This window comes from Mycobacterium conspicuum (assembly GCF_010730195.1).
Lineage (GTDB): Bacteria > Actinomycetota > Actinomycetes > Mycobacteriales > Mycobacteriaceae > Mycobacterium > Mycobacterium conspicuum.
Window position 1 is genome coordinate 2,462,548 of record NZ_AP022613.1, and the last position, 19,644, is coordinate 2,482,191.

Annotated in this window: 16 protein-coding genes and 1 pseudogene; 11 read left to right on the plus strand and 6 right to left on the minus strand. The window is 69.0% G+C overall.

Annotated features, from left to right (window positions below; translation table 11 throughout):
- Both G6N66_RS11625 and G6N66_RS11630 read right to left on the minus strand, forming a co-directional pair.
- Positions 1 to 1,362, minus strand: a complete 1,362-nt coding sequence (locus G6N66_RS11625) for an HNH endonuclease signature motif containing protein (protein WP_163645822.1) — start codon at positions 1,360 to 1,362, stop codon at positions 1 to 3.
- A gap of 79 nt (positions 1,363 to 1,441) precedes the next feature.
- Complete coding sequence (locus tag G6N66_RS11630) at positions 1,442 to 2,899, minus strand: serine/threonine-protein kinase (RefSeq protein WP_085235144.1); 1,458 nt, start codon at positions 2,897 to 2,899, stop codon at positions 1,442 to 1,444.
- 64 nt (positions 2,900 to 2,963) lie between these two features.
- Here G6N66_RS11630 and G6N66_RS11635 point away from each other — a divergent pair, with 64 nt between their 5' ends.
- Entirely contained in the window at positions 2,964 to 4,055 is a 1,092-nt protein-coding gene (locus tag G6N66_RS11635) for a calcium:proton antiporter (protein ID WP_085235145.1), read from the plus strand.
- On the opposite strand, the gene G6N66_RS11640 is transcribed toward G6N66_RS11635, so the two are convergent.
- Positions 4,028 to 4,510: a peroxiredoxin gene (locus tag G6N66_RS11640; protein ID WP_085235146.1), complete on the minus strand. Its 483-nt coding sequence runs from the start codon at positions 4,508 to 4,510 to the stop codon at positions 4,028 to 4,030. The genes G6N66_RS11635 and G6N66_RS11640 overlap by 28 nt on opposite strands.
- 94 nt (positions 4,511 to 4,604) lie before the next feature.
- Between G6N66_RS11640 and G6N66_RS11645 the strand changes: the two genes are divergently transcribed.
- The 10 genes from G6N66_RS11645 to G6N66_RS11690 all read left to right on the plus strand — a co-directional run bounded on the left by G6N66_RS11645 (position 4,605) and on the right by G6N66_RS11690 (position 15,353).
- On the plus strand, positions 4,605 to 6,134 hold the full coding sequence (locus tag G6N66_RS11645; RefSeq protein WP_085235147.1) for an anthranilate synthase component I: 1,530 nt from the start codon (positions 4,605 to 4,607) through the stop codon (positions 6,132 to 6,134).
- Complete coding sequence (locus G6N66_RS11650) at positions 6,124 to 6,765, plus strand: TIGR02234 family membrane protein (protein ID WP_085235148.1); 642 nt, start codon at positions 6,124 to 6,126, stop codon at positions 6,763 to 6,765. Before G6N66_RS11645 ends, G6N66_RS11650 begins: the two co-directional genes overlap by 11 nt.
- An 85-nt stretch (positions 6,766 to 6,850) precedes the next feature.
- On the plus strand, positions 6,851 to 7,669 hold the full coding sequence (gene trpC, locus G6N66_RS11655; RefSeq protein ID WP_085235149.1) for an indole-3-glycerol phosphate synthase TrpC: 819 nt from the start codon (positions 6,851 to 6,853) through the stop codon (positions 7,667 to 7,669).
- 35 nt (positions 7,670 to 7,704) lie between these two features.
- Positions 7,705 to 8,967, plus strand: coding sequence for a tryptophan synthase subunit beta (gene trpB / locus G6N66_RS11660; protein ID WP_085235150.1), 1,263 nt, complete (start codon positions 7,705 to 7,707; stop codon positions 8,965 to 8,967).
- Positions 8,964 to 9,752, plus strand: a complete 789-nt coding sequence (trpA, locus tag G6N66_RS11665) for a tryptophan synthase subunit alpha (RefSeq protein WP_085235151.1) — start codon at positions 8,964 to 8,966, stop codon at positions 9,750 to 9,752. The genes trpB and trpA overlap by 4 nt, the downstream gene beginning before the upstream one ends.
- Positions 9,749 to 11,089: a prolipoprotein diacylglyceryl transferase gene (locus G6N66_RS11670; protein ID WP_085235152.1), complete on the plus strand. Its 1,341-nt coding sequence runs from the start codon at positions 9,749 to 9,751 to the stop codon at positions 11,087 to 11,089. Before trpA ends, G6N66_RS11670 begins: the two co-directional genes overlap by 4 nt.
- A gap of 18 nt (positions 11,090 to 11,107) precedes the next feature.
- Positions 11,108 to 11,509, plus strand: a complete 402-nt coding sequence (locus G6N66_RS11675; RefSeq protein WP_139825418.1) for a DUF2752 domain-containing protein — start codon at positions 11,108 to 11,110, stop codon at positions 11,507 to 11,509.
- A gap of 75 nt (positions 11,510 to 11,584) precedes the next feature.
- Positions 11,585 to 13,003: a pyruvate kinase gene (pyk, locus tag G6N66_RS11680; RefSeq protein WP_085235153.1), complete on the plus strand. Its 1,419-nt coding sequence runs from the start codon at positions 11,585 to 11,587 to the stop codon at positions 13,001 to 13,003.
- 21 nt (positions 13,004 to 13,024) lie between these two features.
- The gene (locus tag G6N66_RS11685) at positions 13,025 to 13,873 is read left to right on the plus strand and encodes an acyl-CoA thioesterase II (protein ID WP_085235154.1); all 849 of its coding nucleotides are present in this window, start codon (positions 13,025 to 13,027) and stop codon (positions 13,871 to 13,873) included.
- An 82-nt stretch (positions 13,874 to 13,955) separates the two neighbouring features.
- On the plus strand, positions 13,956 to 15,353 hold the full coding sequence (locus G6N66_RS11690) for a bifunctional lysylphosphatidylglycerol flippase/synthetase MprF (RefSeq protein WP_085235161.1): 1,398 nt from the start codon (positions 13,956 to 13,958) through the stop codon (positions 15,351 to 15,353).
- Here G6N66_RS11690 and cydC read toward each other — a convergent pair.
- The 3 genes and pseudogenes from cydC to cydB all read right to left on the minus strand — a co-directional run bounded on the left by cydC (position 15,266) and on the right by cydB (position 19,634).
- A pseudogene (cydC, locus tag G6N66_RS11695) lies at positions 15,266 to 16,964 on the minus strand (thiol reductant ABC exporter subunit CydC). The gene G6N66_RS11690 and the pseudogene cydC overlap by 88 nt on opposite strands.
- On the minus strand, positions 16,957 to 18,513 hold the full coding sequence (cydD, locus tag G6N66_RS11700) for a thiol reductant ABC exporter subunit CydD (RefSeq protein ID WP_232079498.1): 1,557 nt from the start codon (positions 18,511 to 18,513) through the stop codon (positions 16,957 to 16,959). The pseudogene cydC and the gene cydD overlap by 8 nt, the downstream one beginning before the upstream one ends.
- 80 nt (positions 18,514 to 18,593) lie before the next feature.
- Positions 18,594 to 19,634 (minus strand): cytochrome d ubiquinol oxidase subunit II, encoded by a 1,041-nt coding sequence (cydB, locus tag G6N66_RS11705; RefSeq protein ID WP_085235157.1) that lies wholly within the window; start codon positions 19,632 to 19,634, stop codon positions 18,594 to 18,596.
- Between the last annotated feature and the right edge of the window lie 10 nt (positions 19,635 to 19,644).

Sequence of the window (19,644 nt, forward strand, 5' to 3'; positions counted from 1 at the left end):
TCAATCGGGTTCGTCGTCGTCGGGGTTTAGGAGTTTTTCGGGGTGGTGGTAGGTGTTGGTGCGGGGTTGGCCGTAGTTGAGGTGTGGGGGTGGGATCCATTCGGTGTCGCCGTGAGCGTTTTTGCGGGTGGTCCAGCCTTTCTCGGCGAGTCGGTTGTCGGGTCCGCAGGCCAGGGTGAGGTCTTCGATGTCGGTGCGGTGGGTGGTGGTCCAGCCGCTGACGTGGTGGGCTTGGCTGTGGTAGGCCGGGGCGTCGCAGCCGGGGCGGGTGCAGCCGCGGTCTTTGGCGCACAGCATGATCCGCTGTGCGGGGGAGGCGAAGCGTTTCCCGTGATGCAGTGCTAAGGGCTTGGTGCCATCGAAGATGGCTAGGTAGTGGTGGGCGTGGCTGGCCAGGCGGATCACATCGGACATGGGCAGCAGGGCGCCGCCGCCGGTGCGGGCCTTGCCGGCGCCGGCTTCGAGCTCTTTGAGGGTGGTGGTCACGATGATTGATACCGGCAGCCCGTTGTGCTGGCCCAGCTGGCCGGAGGCGATCAGGGCGCGCAGGCCGGCCAGCAGGGCGTCGTGGTTGCGTTGGGCGCTGGAGCGGTGATCGCGGCGTACCGCGTCGTCGTCGGGTTGCTCGTGGACGACGGGGGTGTCGTCGTCGGGGTTGCAGGTGCCGGGGGCGGCGAGTTTGGCGAGCACGGGCTCGAGGAAGGCGCGCAGCTCGGGGGTGATCAGCCCGCTGATGCGTGACATTTTGTCGTACTCCTGCTTGCCCAGGATGATGCCGCGTTTGCGGGCGCGTTCCTCGTCGGTGAAGTCGCCGTCGGGGTGTAGCCAGTCCATGAGTTGGCGGGCTTGTTCGCGGAGTTGGTCGGGGCGGTACTCGGTGGCCTTGTCGGCCAGGACGAGTTCGACGGCGGCGCGGGTGCCCACATCGACGACGGCGGGTAGGTGGGTGAAGAAGTCGCGGATGACGCGCACGTGGGCGTCGCCGATGAGGCCGTCGTGTTGGGCGGCCGCGGTGTGGGTGAGCAGCGGCGCCAACGGTTCTCCGGTCAGCGCGCGCCGTGGCCCGAGGTCTTCGGCTTCGGCGATGCGGCGGCTGGCTTCGGGTTTGGTGATGCGCAGCCGGTCGGCCAGCGCGCCGCACAGTGTGCCGCCGAGCTCTTCGGGGCCGGCTTGGGCGTCGAGTTGGTTGATCAGCGCGTGTTGGGGTGTGCGTTGGCGGCGCGCGCCGCGTTCGAGGCGTTGCAGGATCCGCAGCCGTTCCGGGGTGGTCAGTGCGTCGAAGCTCAACGCGCACAACCGGTCCAGCACACCATCGAGCGCGTCGAGCACCTCGACGATCTCCTCGCGGCTACTGCAACCCATGCCCGAATTCTACGAACACCCACCGACAAGAAAATCCCAAGCGGCGCAACGGAATTAAGAAAAATGAAAATGGAACCAACTAGCTCGGTGCAACGTCTAACCCATTGGCCGCGGCGATCGCCGCGCGCGCCCACTCATGGCGGTAAACGGCCGGCCCGATGCGGTCACGGCGAATGATCTCGAGATCGATGGCCTTGCCCTGCAGCACCGCGTTCGGCACCCGGAAGGAGTACGACGGTTGATCGGTGGCCATAGCCAGAATGGCGTCGGTGTCGGCAAAACCGTTGGCCACCATGGTGTCCTCGGCCCACCGAAACGGCTTGAGGCCACCGAAGTTGTTGACATACACCACCCACAGCCGGATGCCGCGCCCGTCGTGCAGCCTGGTGAGGGCCCGCTCCACGGCGTCGTGCTCGAGGGGCCCGAGCACGCCCGACACGTCGGTGATCTGGCTGGTCAGCTTCAGCGCCGGTGCCGTGAGGGGCGGCGCAGCGCTGGCAGTCGGCAACGCCGATGACGGCGCAGGGGTGCTTTGATGGCCCCGCGCACCCAGCATGCGCACACCGACCACCGCGGCCACCGCGATCAACGCGACGGCCACCAGTGCCGCGATCAGCAGCGCCGGCCCCCGCCGCTTGCCGCGCACCGCGATCACCTCGGTCGGTGCCGAAGCCACTGCCGCGGGCGCGGTCCGCTCCTGGCCGGCAAGCGCCGACGCGAAATCCGCGCACGTGGCATACCGTTCCGACGGATTCTTGGCCATCGCCTTGGCAATGACGGCGTCGAGCTCGGAAAGCTCGGGGCGCCGTTCACTCACCAGCGGAGGCGGCGCGGACAAATGCTGGCCGATAACCACCGCGGGGTTGGAATGCTGGTACGGCGCGACCCCGGTGAGCAGGTTGAACGCGGTGCAGCCGAGCGCGTACTGGTCGGCCCGCGCGTCGAGGTCGTTGCCCTGCAACTGCTCGGGCGCGCAGTAGGCGGTCGTGCCCACCAACATGTTCGTTGCGGTCAGGCCACTGATCTCGCCGATCTCGCGGGCGATGCCGAAGTCGGCGAGCAGGATGCGCCGACGGGAGCCCCCAGGGCCCAGCAGGATGTTGGCGGGTTTGACGTCGCGGTGCAGCATTCCGCGCGAGTGGGCGTGATCAAGCGCGTCGGCGACGGCCGAAATGATCTCGGCGACATCGGCTTTGGGCATTCCGGAGGGATACCGGCTGCGCAGCAGTTGCGCGGCGTCGGTGCCCTCGACGTAGTCCATCGAGATCCACAGCTGCCCTTGGTATTCGCCGCGGTCGTGGATGCCGACGATGTGTTCATGGTAGAGGCTGGCGGCAAGGTCGGCCTCGCGATTGAACCGCTGGCGAAATTCCGAATCCTCGGTCAGGTTGGCGGGCAAGATTTTCAGCGCATCGCGGCGCGGCAGCCGGGGATGCTGGGCCAGATACACGTCACCCATCCCGCCGGCGCCCAGCCGCCGAACGATGGTGTAGCCGGCGAACACCTGTCCTTCCGCCAGACCTCCGCTTTGCGACATGTGAGCATGCTAACGAGGGCGTGACCGGGCGGCCTGGACATGACGTCGACAAGAATGGCAGGCGATGTTGAAACGGGTGCCCTGGACCGTCGTCGTGCCGCTGCTTGCACTCCTCACGCTCGCACTGACGTGGGGCGAAGAGCTGGGGCCGGTAGCCGCCGCGGCCGTGGCCGTGGTGATGGGCGGCGCGGTGCTGACGGCGGTCAATCACGCGGAGGTGGTCGCCGTCAGGGTCGGCGAGCCGTTCGGGTCGCTGGTGCTTGCCGTCGCGGTCACCATCATCGAGGTGACGCTCATCGTCGCGCTGAGGGCGTCCGGCGGCAGCGAGGCGGCGACGCTGGCCCGCGACACCGTGTTCGCCGCCGTGGTGATCACGATGAACGGGATCGCCGGCCTGTCACTGCTGCTCGGTTCCCGACGCTACGGCGTGACGTTGTTCAACGCTGAGGGCAGCGGGGCGGCGCTGGCCACGCTCACCACGCTGGCGACGCTGGCCCTGGTGCTGCCCACGTTCACCAGCCACGTGGGCAACGAGTTCTCACCGGCGCAGCTGGCGTTCGCCGCCATCGCCTCCCTGGGGCTGTATCTGCTGTTCGTCTTCACCCAGACCGTCCGGCATCGCGACTTCTTCCTGCCCGTCGCCCAGAAGGGTCAAAAAGCGCTCCCCTTCGAGGACGAGAGCCACGCGGAGCCGCCGAGCACCCAACACGCGCTGTCCAGCCTCGCACTGCTGCTCGTCGCGCTGGCCGCGGTGGTCGGCCTGGCCGAGGAGGAGTCGCCGCCAATCGAGCGTTTGGTGTCGGCGGCCGGCTTCCCGCATTCGTTCGTCGGCGTGGTGATCGCGGCCCTGGTGCTGCTGCCCGAGACGCTGGCCGCGGTGCGTGCGGCGCGACAAGGACGCATCCAGACCAGCCTCAACCTGGCCTACGGCTCGGCGCTGGCCAGCATCGGGCTGACCATCCCGGCCATCGCGCTGGCGTCGGTCTGGCTCAAGGGACCGCTGGTGCTCGGGCTGGGCCCGCTGCAGCTGGCACTGCTCGCGCTGACCGTGGTGATCAGCGTGCTGACCGTGGTGCCCGGGCGCGCCACCCGACTGCAGGGCGAGGTGCACCTGGTGGTGCTCGCCGCCTACGTCTTCTTGTCGCTCTTCCCGTGAGAGCGCGCGCGCAGCGTCTCGAGCGCCTTGTCCGCGTGGGTGTCCATGCTGACCTCGCTGGAGATCACCCCGAGCAGCGTGCGGTCGGTGTCGATGACGAACGTCGTCCGCTTGACCGGCAGCAACTTGCCGAGCAGACCGCGCTTGACGCCGAACTGCGCGGCGATTTTGCCGTCGGTGTCCGACAGCAGCGGGTAGTCGAAGTGCTGCTTGTCGGCGAACTTGGCCTGCTTGTCGACGGGGTCGACGCTGATGCCGACCCGGTTGGCCCCGACCGCGGCGAATTCCGCGGCCAGGTCGCGGAAGTGGCACGCCTCCTTGGTGCAGCCGGGCGTCATCGCGGCCGGGTAGAAGAACAGCACCACGGGGCCGGTGGAGAGCAGGTCGCTGAGCTTCCGCGGCGTCCCGGTCTGATCGGGTAGCTCGAAGTCCGCCACGGTGTCACCAGTTTTCATGTCGCGAGCGTAACCGCATTGCGAAAAATCTGGCCTCGGATCGCGGCCACGTTACGCTCGCGGGCGGCGTAACCACGTCTGCGAGGATGGTTCGGTGACTGCCCACATCGCCGCCACCTCGTCCCGGGAGGAGTTCCGCCAGCTCGCGGCGGAACACCGGGTGGTTCCGGTGACCCGCAAGGTGTTGGCGGACAGCGAGACACCGCTGTCGGCCTACCGCAAGCTCGCCGCCAACCGCCCGGGCACTTTTCTGCTGGAGTCCGCCGAAAACGGCCGATCCTGGTCGCGGTGGTCGTTCATCGGCGCGGGCGCGCCGTCGGCGCTGACGGTGCGTGACGGCCACGCGGTGTGGTTGGGCACCGTCCCGCAGGACGCGCCCACCGGGGGCGACCCGCTGCGGGCGCTGCAGAGCACCCTCGAGCTGCTGGCCACCGAGCCGATGCCCGGCCTTCCGCCGCTGTCGGGCGGCATGGTCGGCTTCTTCGCCTATGACCTGGTGCGCCGCCTGGAGCGGCTGCCCGAACTGGCCGTCGACGACCTGCAGCTGCCGGACATGCTGATGCTGCTGGCCACCGACGTCGCCGCCGTCGACCACCACGAGGGCACCATCACGCTGATCGCCAACGCGGTGAACTGGAACGGCACCGCCGAACGCATCGACGAGGCCTACGACGACGCCATCGCCCGGCTGGACGTGATGACCGCCGCGCTGGGCCAGCCGCTGCCGTCGACCGTCGCCACGTTCAGCCGGCCCGAACCGCGGCAGCGGGCGCAGCGCACCGTCGAGGAGTACGGCGTCATCGTCGACCATCTCGTCGGGCAGATCGAAGCCGGCGAAGCGTTTCAGGTGGTGCCCTCGCAGCGCTTCGAGGTGGACACCGACGTCGATCCGATCGACGTGTACCGGATGCTGCGGGTGACCAACCCCAGCCCCTACATGTATCTGCTGCATGTGCCGAATGCCAATGGCGCAACGGACTTTTCGATAGTCGGCTCCAGTCCCGAGGCGTTGGTCACCGTGCAGGACGGTCGCGCGACCACGCATCCGATCGCGGGCACCCGGTGGCGCGGGCAGACCGAGGAAGAAGATCAGCTGCTGGAAAAGGATCTGCTGGCCGACGAGAAGGAACAGGCCGAGCACCTGATGCTCGTCGACCTCGGGCGCAACGACCTCGGCCGGGTCTGCACGCCCGGCACCGTCCGCGTCGAGGACTACAGCCACATCGAGCGCTACAGCCACGTGATGCACCTGGTATCCACGGTGACGGGGATGCTCAGCGCGGACCACACGGCCCTGGACGCGGTCACCGCGTGCTTCCCGGCCGGCACCCTGTCGGGCGCGCCGAAGGTGCGAGCGATGGAGCTGATCGAAGAGGTGGAGAAGACCCGCCGCGGCCTCTACGGCGGCGTCGTCGGCTATCTCGACTTCGCCGGCAACGCCGACTTCGCGATCGCCATTCGCACCGCGCTGATGCGTAACGGCACGGCCTACGTGCAGGCGGGCGGCGGCGTCGTGGCCGACTCCAACGGGCTCTACGAATACACCGAGGCCACCAACAAGGCGCGCGCCGTGCTGAGCGCGATCGCCGCCGCCGAGACACTGGCTGCACCGGATGGCTCGTAAAACCCGGATCGCGCAACTGCTGCTGGTGGTGGCGGCCGGGGCGCTGTGGGCGGCGTCGCGGGTGCCGTGGGTGGTGATCCGGTCGTTCGACGGGCTGGGGCCGCCCAAATCGGTGACGCTGTCCGGCGGCACGTGGTCGACGGCGCTGCTGCCGTTGGCCGTGCTGCAGTTGGCCGCCGCCGTCGCGGCCCTGGCCGTGCGCGGCTGGGCGTTGCGGGTGTTGGCGGCCCTGCTGGCGCTGGTGAGCTTCGCCGTCGGCTATCTGGGCGTCAGCCTGTGGGCGGTCCCGGACGTCGCGGTGCGCGGCGCCGATCTGGCGCACATTGCGCTGGTGACGCTGGTGGGAACCGAGCGACACTACTGGGGCGCGGCCGCCGCGGTGCTGTCCGCGGTGTGCACGCTGATCGCTGCGGTTTTGTTGATGCGAGCAGGGCCGGCCCGCAACGGTACGACGCGGTACGCCGCCCCCGGCGCGCGACGTGCGGCCGCGCGCGGCGACAACGGCGAGAACGTCGACACCCCCGACACCGGCGGCCCGGACATCTCGGAACGCATGATCTGGGATGCGCTCGACGAAGGGCGGGACCCTACCGATCGGCCCGGCGACCCAGACACCGAGGGGCGGTTATGAATCGCGCCCCGACAGTCGCTACCCTTCATGGGTCGTCGAAATCGGCTGTGGGCCGTGGGTGACAGTACGAAGGGAAACGGCAGGCATGACTCCGGCAACCATGCTTGACTCCATCCTCGAGGGAGTCCGGGCCGATGTTGCCGCGCGCGAAGCGCGGATCAGCCTGGCCGAGATCAAAGCCGCCGCGGCCGCGGCACCGCCACCGCGCGACGTGATGTCGGCGTTGCGCGAGCCCGGCATCGGCGTCATCGCCGAGGTGAAGCGCGCCAGTCCGTCGGCGGGTTCGCTGGCGCCCATTAGCGATCCGGCCAAATTGGCGCGCGCCTACGAAGACGGCGGAGCCCGGATCATCAGCGTGCTGACCGAGGAGCGCCGTTTCCACGGATCGCTTGACGACCTTGACGCGGTGCGCGCCGCCGTCTCGATTCCGTTGTTGCGCAAGGACTTTGTGGTGCAGCCGTATCAGATCCACGAGGCGCGCGCGCATGGCGCCGATATGTTGTTGCTCATCGTCGCGGCCTTGGACCAGTCGGCGCTGGTATCGATGCTCGACCGCACCGAATCGCTGGGCATGACAGCGCTGGTCGAGGTGCACGACGAAGAGGAAGCCGACCGGGCGCTGAAGGCCGGCGCGAAGGTCATCGGCGTCAACGCGCGTGATCTCAAGACGCTCAAGGTCGACCGGGATTGCTTCGCGCGCATCGCCCCCGGCTTGCCCAGCAACGTGATCAGGATCGCCGAATCCGGCGTGCGCGGCACCGCGGATTTGTTGGCCTATGCCGGCGCCGGTGCCGACGCCGTGCTGGTCGGTGAAGGTCTGGTCAAAAGCGGCGACCCGCGGGCCGCGGTCGCGGACCTGGTCACCGCCGGCACCCACCCGTCCTGTCCCAAACCGGCTCGCTAATCGTTGATGAGCCGCGATCGCCGCAAGCCTTCGTGATGGCAGATCTTTCCCGCCCGGGTCTTCCGCGCCCCAGTGCGGCGATCGCCGAACCGACCCGCCACGATCCCGACCAGGGCGGCCATTTCGGCGCGTACGGCGGCCGCTACGTCGCCGAGGCGTTGATGGCGGTGATCGAGGAGGTGACCGCGGCCTACGAAAAGGAACGCGTCAACCCGGACTTCCTGGACACGCTGGACAAGTTGCAGACCGACTACGCCGGCCGGCCCTCGCCGCTGTATGAGGCCGGTCGGCTCAGCGACCACGCCGGCGGGGCGCGCATCTTCCTGAAGCGAGAAGACCTGAACCACACCGGTTCTCACAAGATCAACAACGTGCTCGGGCAGGCGCTGCTGGCCCGCAGAATGGGCAAGACCCGGGTGATCGCCGAGACCGGTGCCGGCCAACACGGCGTGGCCACGGCCACCGCGTGCGCGCTCTTCGGCCTGGACTGCATCATCTACATGGGCGCCGTGGACACCGCGCGTCAGGCGCTCAACGTGGCGCGGATGCGCCTGCTCGGCGCCGAGGTCGTGTCCGTCGAGACCGGTTCGCAAACGCTCAAAGACGCCATCAACGAAGCATTTCGGGACTGGGTGACCAACGCCGACAGCACCTACTACTGCTTCGGCACGGCGGCCGGACCGCATCCCTTCCCGGTCATGGTGCGCGACTTCCAGCGCATCATCGGCTTGGAGGCGCGCGCGCAGATCCAGCAGCAGGCCGGTCGGCTGCCGGACGCGGTCACCGCGTGCGTCGGGGGCGGATCCAACGCCATCGGGATTTTCCACGCGTTCATCGACGACCCCGGCGTGCGGCTGGTCGGATTCGAGGCGGCCGGCGACGGCGTCGAGACCGGCAGGCACGCCGCGACTTTCACCGGCGGTTCCCCCGGCGCGTTCCAGGGATCCTTCTCATATTTGTTGCAAGACGAGGACGGTCAGACCATCGAATCCCATTCGATCTCAGCGGGTCTGGACTATCCCGGGGTGGGGCCGGAGCACGCGTGGCTGCGCGAGACGGGGCGCGCCGAGTACCGGCCCATCACCGATGCCGAGGCGATGGACGCGTTTCGCCTGCTGTGCCGCGCCGAAGGGATCATCCCGGCCATCGAATCCGCGCACGCGGTCGCCGGAGCCCTCAAGTTGGGCGCCGAACTGGGGGAGGGCTCGGTCGTCGTGGTGAATCTTTCCGGCCGCGGCGACAAGGACGTCGAGACGGCCGCGAAGTGGTTCGGCCTGATGGACCGGGGCAAGCAATGAGCAGGCTGGGACCGCTGTTCCAGGCGTGCCGCGCCGACGGCCGCGCGGCCCTGATCGGCTACCTGCCGACCGGCTACCCCGACGTGGCGACGTCGGTGGACGCGATGGTCGCGCTCGTCGAATCCGGTTGTGACCTCATCGAAGTCGGGGTGCCCTATTCCGATCCCGGCATGGACGGCCCGACCATCGCCCGCGCGACCGAGGCCGCGCTGCGGGGTGGTGTGCGCGTGCGGGATACGCTGGCCGCGGTGGAGGCGATCAGTGGGGCCGGGGGACGCGCGGTGGTGATGACGTACTGGAATCCGGTGCTGCGCTATGGGGTTGATGCGTTCGCCCGGGATCTGGCGTCGGCCGGCGGGGACGGCCTGATCACTCCCGACCTCATTCCCGACGAGGCGCAGCAATGGCTGGCGGCTTCCGACGAGCATGGGTTGGATCGAATCTTCTTGGTGGCGCCGTCCTCGACGCCGCAGCGGTTGGCGCACACCGTCGAGGCATCGCGCGGATTCATCTACGCCGCTTCGACGATGGGCGTGACCGGGGCACGCGACGCGGTGTCGAACGCCGCGCCCGAACTGGTGAGCAGGGTCAAGGCGGTATCCGACATCCCCGTCGGTGTCGGTCTGGGTGTGCGCTCGGGAGAGCAGGCCGCGCAGATCGCCGGCTATGCCGACGGCGTGATCGTCGGTTCGGCGTTGGTCTCGGCGCTGGGCGACGGTTTGCCCGCCGTGCGGGCGCTGACCGAGGAACTCGCCGGTGGTGTGCGCCAAGGGGTGTCCGCGTGACGACCACCTGGCTCGCGTATTTTCCGAGTCCGCCGCGCGGGGTCTGGCACTTGGGGCCGTTGCCGATTCGCGCCTATGCCGTGTTCATCATCATCGGTATCGTGGCCGCGCTGCTGATCGGCGACCGGCGGTGGGCGGCCCGCGGCGGCGAGCGCGGCGTCATCTACGACATCGCGATGTGGGCGGTGCCGTTCGGCTTGCTCGGCGGCAGGCTCTATCACCTGGCCACCGATTGGCAGACGTATTGGGGCCCGGGCGGCGCCGGTTTCGGCGCGGCGCTGCGGATCTGGGACGGCGGCCTGGGCATCTGGGGTGCGGTGGCGCTCGGCGGGGTGGGCGCCTGGATCGGTTGCCGGCGCCGCGGAATCCCGTTGCCCGCCTTCGGCGACGCGCTGGCCCCGGGACTGGTGTTGGCGCAGGCCATCGGCCGGCTGGGCAACTATTTCAACCAGGAGCTCTACGGGCGGGAAACCACGCTGCCGTGGGGCCTGCAGATTTTCTACCGCCGGGATCCCACGGGTTTCGTGGATCCGCATTCGCTCGACGGCGTTTCGACCGGGCACGTGGCGTTCGTCGTCCAGCCGACGTTCCTTTACGAATTGATCTGGAACCTCTTGGTATTCGCGTTCTTGCTCTACGTGGATCGGAAGTACCGGCTCGGGCACGGACGACTGTTCGCCGTCTACGTTGCGGCGTATTGCGTCGGGCGGTTCTGCGTCGAGCTGCTGCGTGACGACGCCGCGACGCACATCGCCGGAATCCGAATCAACTCGTTCACATCGACTTTCGTGTTCATCGGGGCCGTGGTCTACGTCATCCTGGCCCCGAAGGGCCGCGAGGAGCCCGAAACCCTGCGCGGCACGTATGACGTTCCGCTCGAGCCCGAACCGGAGCCCGAACTAGCGTCCGTCGCAGCGGCTTCCGATGCGCCGGCCGCAGCAAGCGTTGCCGGAGTGGAAGATTCGACGGAGACGCCCGAGCCGGAGACCCAAGAGCCGGAAGCCGCGCAGACCGCCGTCGCGGAGGATGAGATCCAGTCGGTGACCGATGAGCCCGAGGTCGCCCTCGAACCCGAAGCGCTCGAGCCGGAAGCCGTCGAGCCGGAGACCGTCGAGCCGGAGACCGCCGAAGAGCGGGAAGCCGACGACGAGGCGGAGCCCGAAGAGCCCGAGGCCGCCGAAGCCGAAGCCGACGCCGACGCACCCGAGCCCGACGCGCAGGACGAAGGCGAGCCGTCAGAACCGGCCGAGCCGCCCGTCGCCGCGGCCGAGGAAGCGCCCGAGGCACCGGCGCGCAGGCGCTGGGGCTTTGGGCGCAGAAAGCGCCAGGGCAACTAGATCTGGCATCCTGAAAACGTGACTGACCAGCCCCGGACCGGCCGCTACGCCGCGGTCGCGACGGGCGCGTTGTTCGCCGGCGCGTTGGGCTACATCGGGCTCGTCGACCCGCACAGCACGAGCTCGATCTACCCGGGGTGCCCATTCAAGATGCTCACCGGCTGGAACTGCCCCTTCTGTGGCGGGCTGCGGATGACGCATGACCTGCTGCATGGCGATTTGGCGGCCAGCATCACCGACAACGTCTTTCTGCTCGTCGGCATCCCGGTGCTGATCGGCTGGCTGCTGCTGCGGCGCCGTCGCGGCCGAAAATTGCCGCCCGTTGCGGTCTGGGTGACCGTCGTGGTCGCGGCTGCCGCCTGGACGGTGCTGCGCAACTGGCCCGGTTTCCCGTTGGTTCCGACGATTCTCAGCAGCTAGGTGCCGCGCGGCGTTCCCCAGGCGGTGACATCGAGGCAACCCGGCCGTCGCGCGCGGCGACTATGCTGAGTCGTCGTGGCGAGACGCGGAAAGATTGTCTGCACTCTCGGTCCGGCCACCAGGAGTGACGAGCTGGTTCTGGCTTTAGTCGAGGCCGGAATGGACGTCGCCAGAATGAACTTCAGCCACGGCGACTACGCCGACCACAAGGCCGCCTACGAGCGGGTGCGCGCCGCGTCCGACGCGACCGGCCGCGCCGTCGGCATCCTCGCCGACCTGCAGGGCCCCAAGATCCGGCTGGGGCGCTTCGCCACGGGCCCGACCTACTGGGCCGACGGTGAAACGGTCCGCATCACCGTTGCCGACTGCGACGGCAGCCACGACCGCGTCTCGACCACCTACAAGAGGCTGGCCGCCGACGCGGTGGTCGGCGACCGCGTCTTGGTCGACGACGGCAAGGTCGGGCTGATCGTCGAGGGCATCGAGGGCGACGATGTGATCTGCAAGGTCGTCGAGGGCGGCCCGATCAGCGACAACAAGGGCATCTCTCTGCCCGGGATGAACGTGTCGGCGCCGGCGCTGTCGGAAAAGGACGTCGACGATCTCACCTTCGCGCTGAACCTCGGCGTCGACATGGTGGCGCTGTCCTTCGTGCGCTCGCCCTCCGACGTGGAATTGGTGCACGAGGTGATGGACCGGGTCGGACGGCGGGTGCCCGTCATCGCCAAACTCGAGAAGCCCGAGGCCATCGACAATCTGGAGGCCATCGTGCTGGCCTTCGACGCCGTCATGGTGGCCCGCGGCGACCTGGGCGTCGAGTTGCCGCTGGAAGAGGTCCCGCTGGTGCAGAAGCGGGCCATCCAGATGGCCCGGGAGAACGCCAAACCCGTCATCGTGGCCACCCAGATGCTGGATTCGATGATCGAGAACTCCCGGCCGACCCGCGCCGAGGCCTCCGACGTCGCCAACGCCGTGCTCGACGGGGCCGACGCGCTGATGCTGTCCGGGGAGACGTCGGTGGGGAAGTACCCGCTGGTCGCCGTGCGGACGATGTCGCGCATCATCTGTGCGGTCGAGGACAATTCGACGGCCGCGCCGCCGTTGACGCATGTGCCGCGCACCAAGCGTGGCGTGATCTCGTATGCCGCGCGCGACATCGGCGAGCGGCTCGACGCCAAGGCCCTGGTGGCGTTCACGCAATCGGGCGACACCGTCAAGCGGTTGGCGCGGTTGCACACGCCGCTGCCGCTGCTCGCCTTCACCGCGTGGCCCGAGGTGCGCAGCCAGCTGGCCATGACCTGGGGCACCGAGACGTTCATCGTCCCGATCATGGAGTCCACCGACGAGATGATCCGCCAGGCCGACAAGTCGTTGGTCGAGCTGGGCCGCTACCGGCGGGGCGATCTGGTGGTTATCGTCGCCGGCGCGCCACCGGGCACGGTAGGGTCAACCAACCTGATCCACGTACACCGCATTGGGGAGGACGACCTCTAGTTGTCAGACTTTGACGAACTGATGGGGGTGCTGGATCTCAATCGGATCGCCGACGATCTGTTCATTGGCTCCCATCCCACCAAAAACCCGATGCGGACGTTCGGCGGCCAGCTCATGGCGCAATCGTTCGTCGCGAGCAGCCGCACGCTGAGCCAGGACCTGCCGCCCAGCGCATTTTCGGTGCACTTCGTCAACGGCGGGGACATCACCAAGGACATCGAATTCCGCGTCGTGCGGCTGCGCGACGAACGGCGCTTCGCCAACCGGCGCGTCGACGCCGTGCAGGACGGGGTGGTGCTGTCCTCGGCGATGATCTCGTACATGGCCGGCAGCTCGCTGGCCAACGGGGCGCTCGAGCACGGCGTCGCTCCGCCGGAGGTGGCCGAGCCGCACACCCAAGCGCCGATGAGCGAGCTGTTGCGCGGCTACGAGCAGACCGTGCCGCACTTCGTCACGGCCCTGCACCCGATCGACTACCGCTACACCAACGACCCGGCCTGGGTGATGCGGGACAAGGGCGACCGCCTCCCGCACAATCGGGTCTGGGTGAAGGCGGACGGGGTGCTACCCGACGACCCCGTGCTGCACACCGCGACCATGATCTACTCGTCGGACACCACCGTGCTGGACTCGGTCATCACCACCCACGGGCTGTCCTGGGGCCACGACCGCATCTTCGCCGCGTCCGCGAATCACTCGGTGTGGTTTCACCGGCAGGTCGACTTCAACGACTACGTGCTGTATTCGACGTCGTCCCCGGTGGCCGCCGAGTCCCGCGGGCTGGGCACCGGGCACTTCTTCGATCGCTCCGGGCAGATCGTCGCCACGGTGGTCCAAGAAGGCGTGTTGATATATTTTCCGTCCTCCTGACGATATACCGGGCGTAACGTAAAGCCAGCCGGGTAATCGATGTGAAAGCGGCAGGTAGGCCGCCACGCATCGGGAGGTGATCATGAATGGGCCGCCGGTAGCTGTCGGACCGCGAGCCCCCGCGCGCGAACGAGTCGTCGTTCACGTGGATTCGGTCGCGGCCCGCTGGATCGGTGCGTCGGCGCTGTTCTGCTCGGCGTTTTGGCTGGTCGTGATCCTCGCCCGGCACCACCACAACCCGGCATGGCACTGCGCGGGCCGGCTGGGCTGGTCGCTGACGGTGCTGGTGGCGGTCGCCTTGATCGCCCGCGGCATCTTCCTGGGGCGTCCGGTGACGGCGACGCATGCCCTGGAGGCCGCCTTGTGTCTGCTGGTCGGTCTGGCCGCGCACGTGCTGGCGTTCGATCTGCTCGGCGAGGTCCTGATCGCCGGTTCGGGGTTGGTGCTGATGCGGCCGACGTCGTCGCGGCCACGGCCCGAGGATCTGCCGCGGGCCTGGGCACTGATCAACGCCACCGCCGCCGATCCGTTGGCGCCGTTCGCCATGCAGACCGGCAAGGCCTACCACTTCAACGCGGCGGGGACGGCGGCGCTGGCCTACCGGGCGCGGATGGGATACGCGGTGGTCGGCGGCGACCCGATCGGCGACGAGAGCCAATTCGACGCGCTCGTCGCCGATTTCGCGGCGATGTGTCACACCCGCGGGTGGCGCATCGCGGTGGTCGGCTGCAGCGAGCAGCGGTTGCCGCTGTGGACGGACCCCGCCGTCGTCGGGCAACGGCTGCGGGCCGTGCCGATCGGCCGCGACGTCGTCGTCGACGCGGCCCGTTTTGAGATGGTGGGCCGCAAGTTTCGCAATCTGCGCCAGGCGGTGAAGCGTACCCACAACTGCGGGGTCACCACCGAGATCGTCGTCGAACAGGAACTGACCGAGCAGCAGCGGGCCGAGCTCACCGAGGTGGTGCGGGCCTCACCCAGTGGGGCGCATAGCGATCGCGGGTTTTACATGAACCTGGACGGCGTGTTGGAGGGCCGCTTTCCCGGAATACTGTTGATCATTGCCAGGGATGCGTCGGGAACGGTACAGGGCTTTCACCGGTATGCGACCGCCGGCGGCGGTGCCGATATCACCATGGACGTGCCGTGGCGCCGCCGCGGCGCACCGAACGGGATCGACGAACGACTCAGCGTCGACATGATCGTGGCCGCCAAAGACATTGGCGGGCAACGGGTATCGTTGTCCTTTGCGGCGTTTCCCGAATTGTTCGACGGCACGCTTTCGGGTCGATTGCAGCGCGTGTTCTACCGGTTGATCCACCTGCTGGATCCGTTGATCGCGCTCGAATCGCTGTACCGGTACGTGCGCAAGTTCCACGCGCTGGACGCCCGGCGTTACGCGCTGATCTCGATGACCCAGATCGTTCCGCTGGTGCTGGTGCTGCTATCGCTGGAGTTCATGCCGCGCCGCCGGCATCTTTGAGTTGCGCTTGGTATGCGCTCGCGAGCCGCGTAGCTCCAGACACAGTTCGGCACAGTCAATGTCGTCGGGCAAGTGGTGGGTCGCCACCAGTACCGTTCTCCCGGCGGCCATGAGCCCGGGGCCAGGGCTTAGCAGATCACGCAGGATGGCCTCGGCATCGGTCGCGTCGAGGTGCTCGGTGGGTTCGTCGAGCAGCACGATCCGGGCGGGTGAGATGATCGCCCTCGCCAGCAGGAGCCGCCGGCGCTGGCCGGCCGAGACCGCCTGCGCGCCACCGGTCAACACCGTCGACAGGCCCTCGGGCAGACCGGCGAGCCAGGAGCCCAGGCCGACGGCGGCCAGCGCGGCCATAAGTTCGTCGTCGGGGCAGTCCCCGCGGGCGACGAGCAGGTTGTCCCGCACGGTGGTGGCGAAGATGTGCGCGTCCTCGGCGAAAAAGCTGACCGTACGGTGCAATTCGGCCTCGTCGAACTGATCCAGTGCGGTTCCGTTGAGCGCCACCCGTCCCGGTAGCAGTCCGGCGAGCGTCATCAGCAGTGTCGTCTTGCCGGCGCCGCTGGCGCCGGTGACGGCCAGCCGCGCACCCGGTGCCAGATCGAGCGAATGCGCGTCGGCGGACAACCGCAGGGCGCCCGCGGGTAGCGGTACGTGCGACGGCGTCGGGCGTACCGGTGGAGCCAGGTCGAGCAGGCGGCGCGCGGCGATCCGCGATCGCGTCAGCTGGACTGCGGCGGCCGGCAGGGGAGTCATCGCCTCGAATGCCGAGAGCGGCAACAACATCAGCACCGCCAGCGTGGTGGGAGCGGCCTGGGCCGCCATCGCAATTCCGGCCACCACCGCCCCGAGGACGCTTGCGCCGATGGCCGCGGTGGGCATCGCCTCGGCGATGGCGGCGGGTTTGGCGGCGGCATCGAGGGCGGTGCTCCAGGTGTGTTGGCGGCGTTGGGATTCGGCGATGACGTCGGGGAGCACGCCCGCCACCCGAAGCTCGGGCGCATGCTCGAGGGCGAGCATCGCCGCCGTGTCCCGCTCGGAATGCTGTTGGCGGGCAACCGCTTCCTGCGCGGCGGCGGCCCGTCCGGACAACCACGGCGCGACGACGCCGGCGACGACCAGGCAGATCGCGAGCACCACCGCGGCCGCCGGTGAAATCGCGGCGATCACCGCGATCGCCGCCAGCCCCAGCACCGCCGCAACACCGGCCGGGACTAGGGCACGCACCAGCACGTCGGCCACCTCGTCGACGTCGGCGCCGAGGCGGGCGACCAGCTCCCCGCTGGGCAGCCGCACCGCCGTCGTTGACGGTCCGTGGGCGAGCCGGTGGTAGACGCGCTCGCGCGCGGTGCTGGCCGCGCGCAGGGCGGTGTCGTGCGTGGCCAGCCGCTCGCAGTAGTGCAACACGCCCCGCGAGATCGCGAATGTCCGCACCGCCACCACCGCCACCGAAAGGTCCAGCACGGGCGGCATCTGCCAGGCGCGGGTGATTAGCCAGGCCGACACCCCGGCGAGCGCCAATGCGCTGCCCAGCGACAGCACGCCCAGCGTTACGGCGAGCAGAATGCGGGGCAGCCGCGGGCGCAACAGCTTGACGGCGGCTTGCAGGTCAGACATGGACGACCCGATCACCGATCGCGACGACGCGCTCGCGATGTCCGACGACCACCACCGTCGCGCCGGCCCGGGCCCGGTCGACGATGGCTTGCAATACCCGATCCTCGGTGTGGGCGTCGAGGTGTGCGGTGGGCTCGTCGAGCAGCAACACCGGGGCGCGCGACCCGAGCGCGCGGGCCAGGCCCAGCCGTTGCCGCTGCCCCAGCGACAGCCCGACGCCGCCGCGCCCGAGCACGGTGTCCATTTCGTCCGGCAGCTCGGCCAACACGTCGTCGAATCCGGCGGCGGCGCAGGCGCTTTCGACGTCATCGAGGTCGCCGAGAAGCATCAGGTTGTCTCGCACCGTGCCCGGCACCAGCGCCGGGCGCTGCGGCAGCCAGGACAACTGCGGCCACCACGCTTCGGGATCCAGTTCGGTGACGTCGACTCCGGCCACGGTGACCCGGCCCGATGACGGCAGCGTGAGCCCCGTGATCGCCTGCAACGTGGTGCTCTTGCCCGCGCCGTTGGGTCCGGTCAGCACCGTCACCTGACCGGGTTCGATGACGGCGCTGAGATCGTGCGGCGCCTCGCCGTCCCGGCCGGTGACGCTGAGGTGCTCCAGCGCGATCACCGCCGCTCGCGCCGCAATCGTTCGTCGACGCTCGGGTGTGTGTTCCGGTTCGCCGATGAGCGCGAAGGCTTTGTCGGCCGCGGCCCGGCCGTCCTGGGCGGCATGGAATTCCACGCCGATGCGGCGCAACGGCCAGTACACGTCCGGCGCCAGCAGCAGCACGGTCAAGCCGGTAACCAGGCTCATCTCGCCGAACACCAGGCGCAGGCCGATGCTGACCGCCACCAGCGCGACACCCAGCGTGGCCAGCAATTCCAGCACCAGCGCCGACAGGAACGCGATCCGCAGCGTGGCGATCGCCGAGCGTCGGTGCGCGGCGCCGAGTTCGGCGATGCGCCGTTCCGGGCCCGAGGCGCGGCCCAGCGCCCGCAGGGTGGGGATGCCGGCGACCAGATCCAGCAGCCGCGCCTGCAGCGTCGACATCGCGGCCAGCGCCGCCGCCGACCGGTCCGCCGTCGCCAAGCCGATCAACACCATGAACGCCGGTATCAAGGGCAGCGTGATCGCCACGATCACCGTCGATTTCAGGTCGTAGAGCGCGATCACCGCGACGGTCGCCGGGGTGAGGATCGCGGCGAGCAGCAGCGTGGGCAGGTATCCGGTGAAGTACGGCCGCAAGCCGTCCAGGCCTCGGGTGACCACGATCGCGGCGTCATCGCGCTGCGCCGCAAGCTCACCGGGCTGTCGCGCGGTGACCGCGGCGAGCACCTCGCCGTTGAGTTCGGCGATCACCGCACTGGCCCCCTGTTGGCCGAGGCGCGCCTGCAGCCAGTGCGTCACGGCACGGATAGCCCACAGCGCCAACAGGATTGACAGGGCACCCGAGAGGATCTCCAGGCTGCGCGCCGCGGGGTCGGTGATGACGCGCGCGACGATGCTTGCCAGCACGATCGCCGAGCCAATCGCGCAACCGGAGATCACCACCCCGCAGCCCACGGCCGCGACCAGGAAGCGGCGCAACGCGGGCGACGCCCGCCACAGCCGCGGGTCCAGCGGCGCCCGAGCGGCCCGCGTGCTCAGGACGGACGCCTTGCCAGACCGATGGGCGGCGGTATCCGTTCGGCCGAGATGCGTTGCCGGAAAATCCAATACGTCCAGGCCTGGTACACCACCGTCAGCGGCGCCATGAAGGCCGTCACCCACGTCATCACCCCCAGGGTGTAGGGCGTCGACGAGGCGTTGTAGATGGTCAGGCTCCACTGCGCGTCCAGCGTCGAGGGCACCAGATTCGGATACAGCGCGCCGAACAACAGGATCACCACGGCCGCAACCACCAGCGCGGTGCAGGCAAACGCCCAACCGTCGGACAGGCGTCGCCACACCAGTGCGATCGCCGCCAGCTGCGCGACCACCGCCACCGTCAGCACCAGCCAGGTCCAGTCCTTGCCGTGGGCCAGCTGCGTCCAAAGGCCAAAGGCCGCAACCAGTCCCGTCACCGGAAGGGACAGCCACACGGCGATCCGGTGCGCGTCGTCGCGGATCGACCCGGAGGTCTTCAACGTCACGAACACCGCGCCGTAGAACAAGAACAGCCCACCGGTGGCCAGGCCGCCCAGCAGCGTGTAGGCGTTGAGCACATCGCCGATCGACAGGTCGACGTGGCCGATGGCGTCCACCGGGAGCCCGCGCACCAGGATCGCGAACGCGACTCCCCACAAGATGGCGGGCAGCCAGGACCCGGCCGCGATGGCGGCGTCGGCCCAGCCCCGCCACTTGGTGTCGTCGACCTTGCCGCGCCATTCGATCGCCACCGCGCGCACGATCATGCCGACCAGGATCGCCAGCAGCGGCAGGTACAGCGTGGAGAACACGGTGGCATACCAGCCGGGGAATGCGGCGAACATCGCCGCGCCGCCGACGATGAGCCACACCTCGTTGCCGTCCCACACCGGGCCGATGGTGTTGAGCGCGGTGCGACGGATCGGCTCCGGTTCACCCCGCCCGGCGCGGGCAAGCGGTTCCATCAACATGCCGACGCCGAAGTCGAAGCCCTCCAGGATGAAGAAGCCGAGGAACAGCATTCCGATGATGCCGAACCACAATTGTTGGAGTCCCACTGGTCAGCTC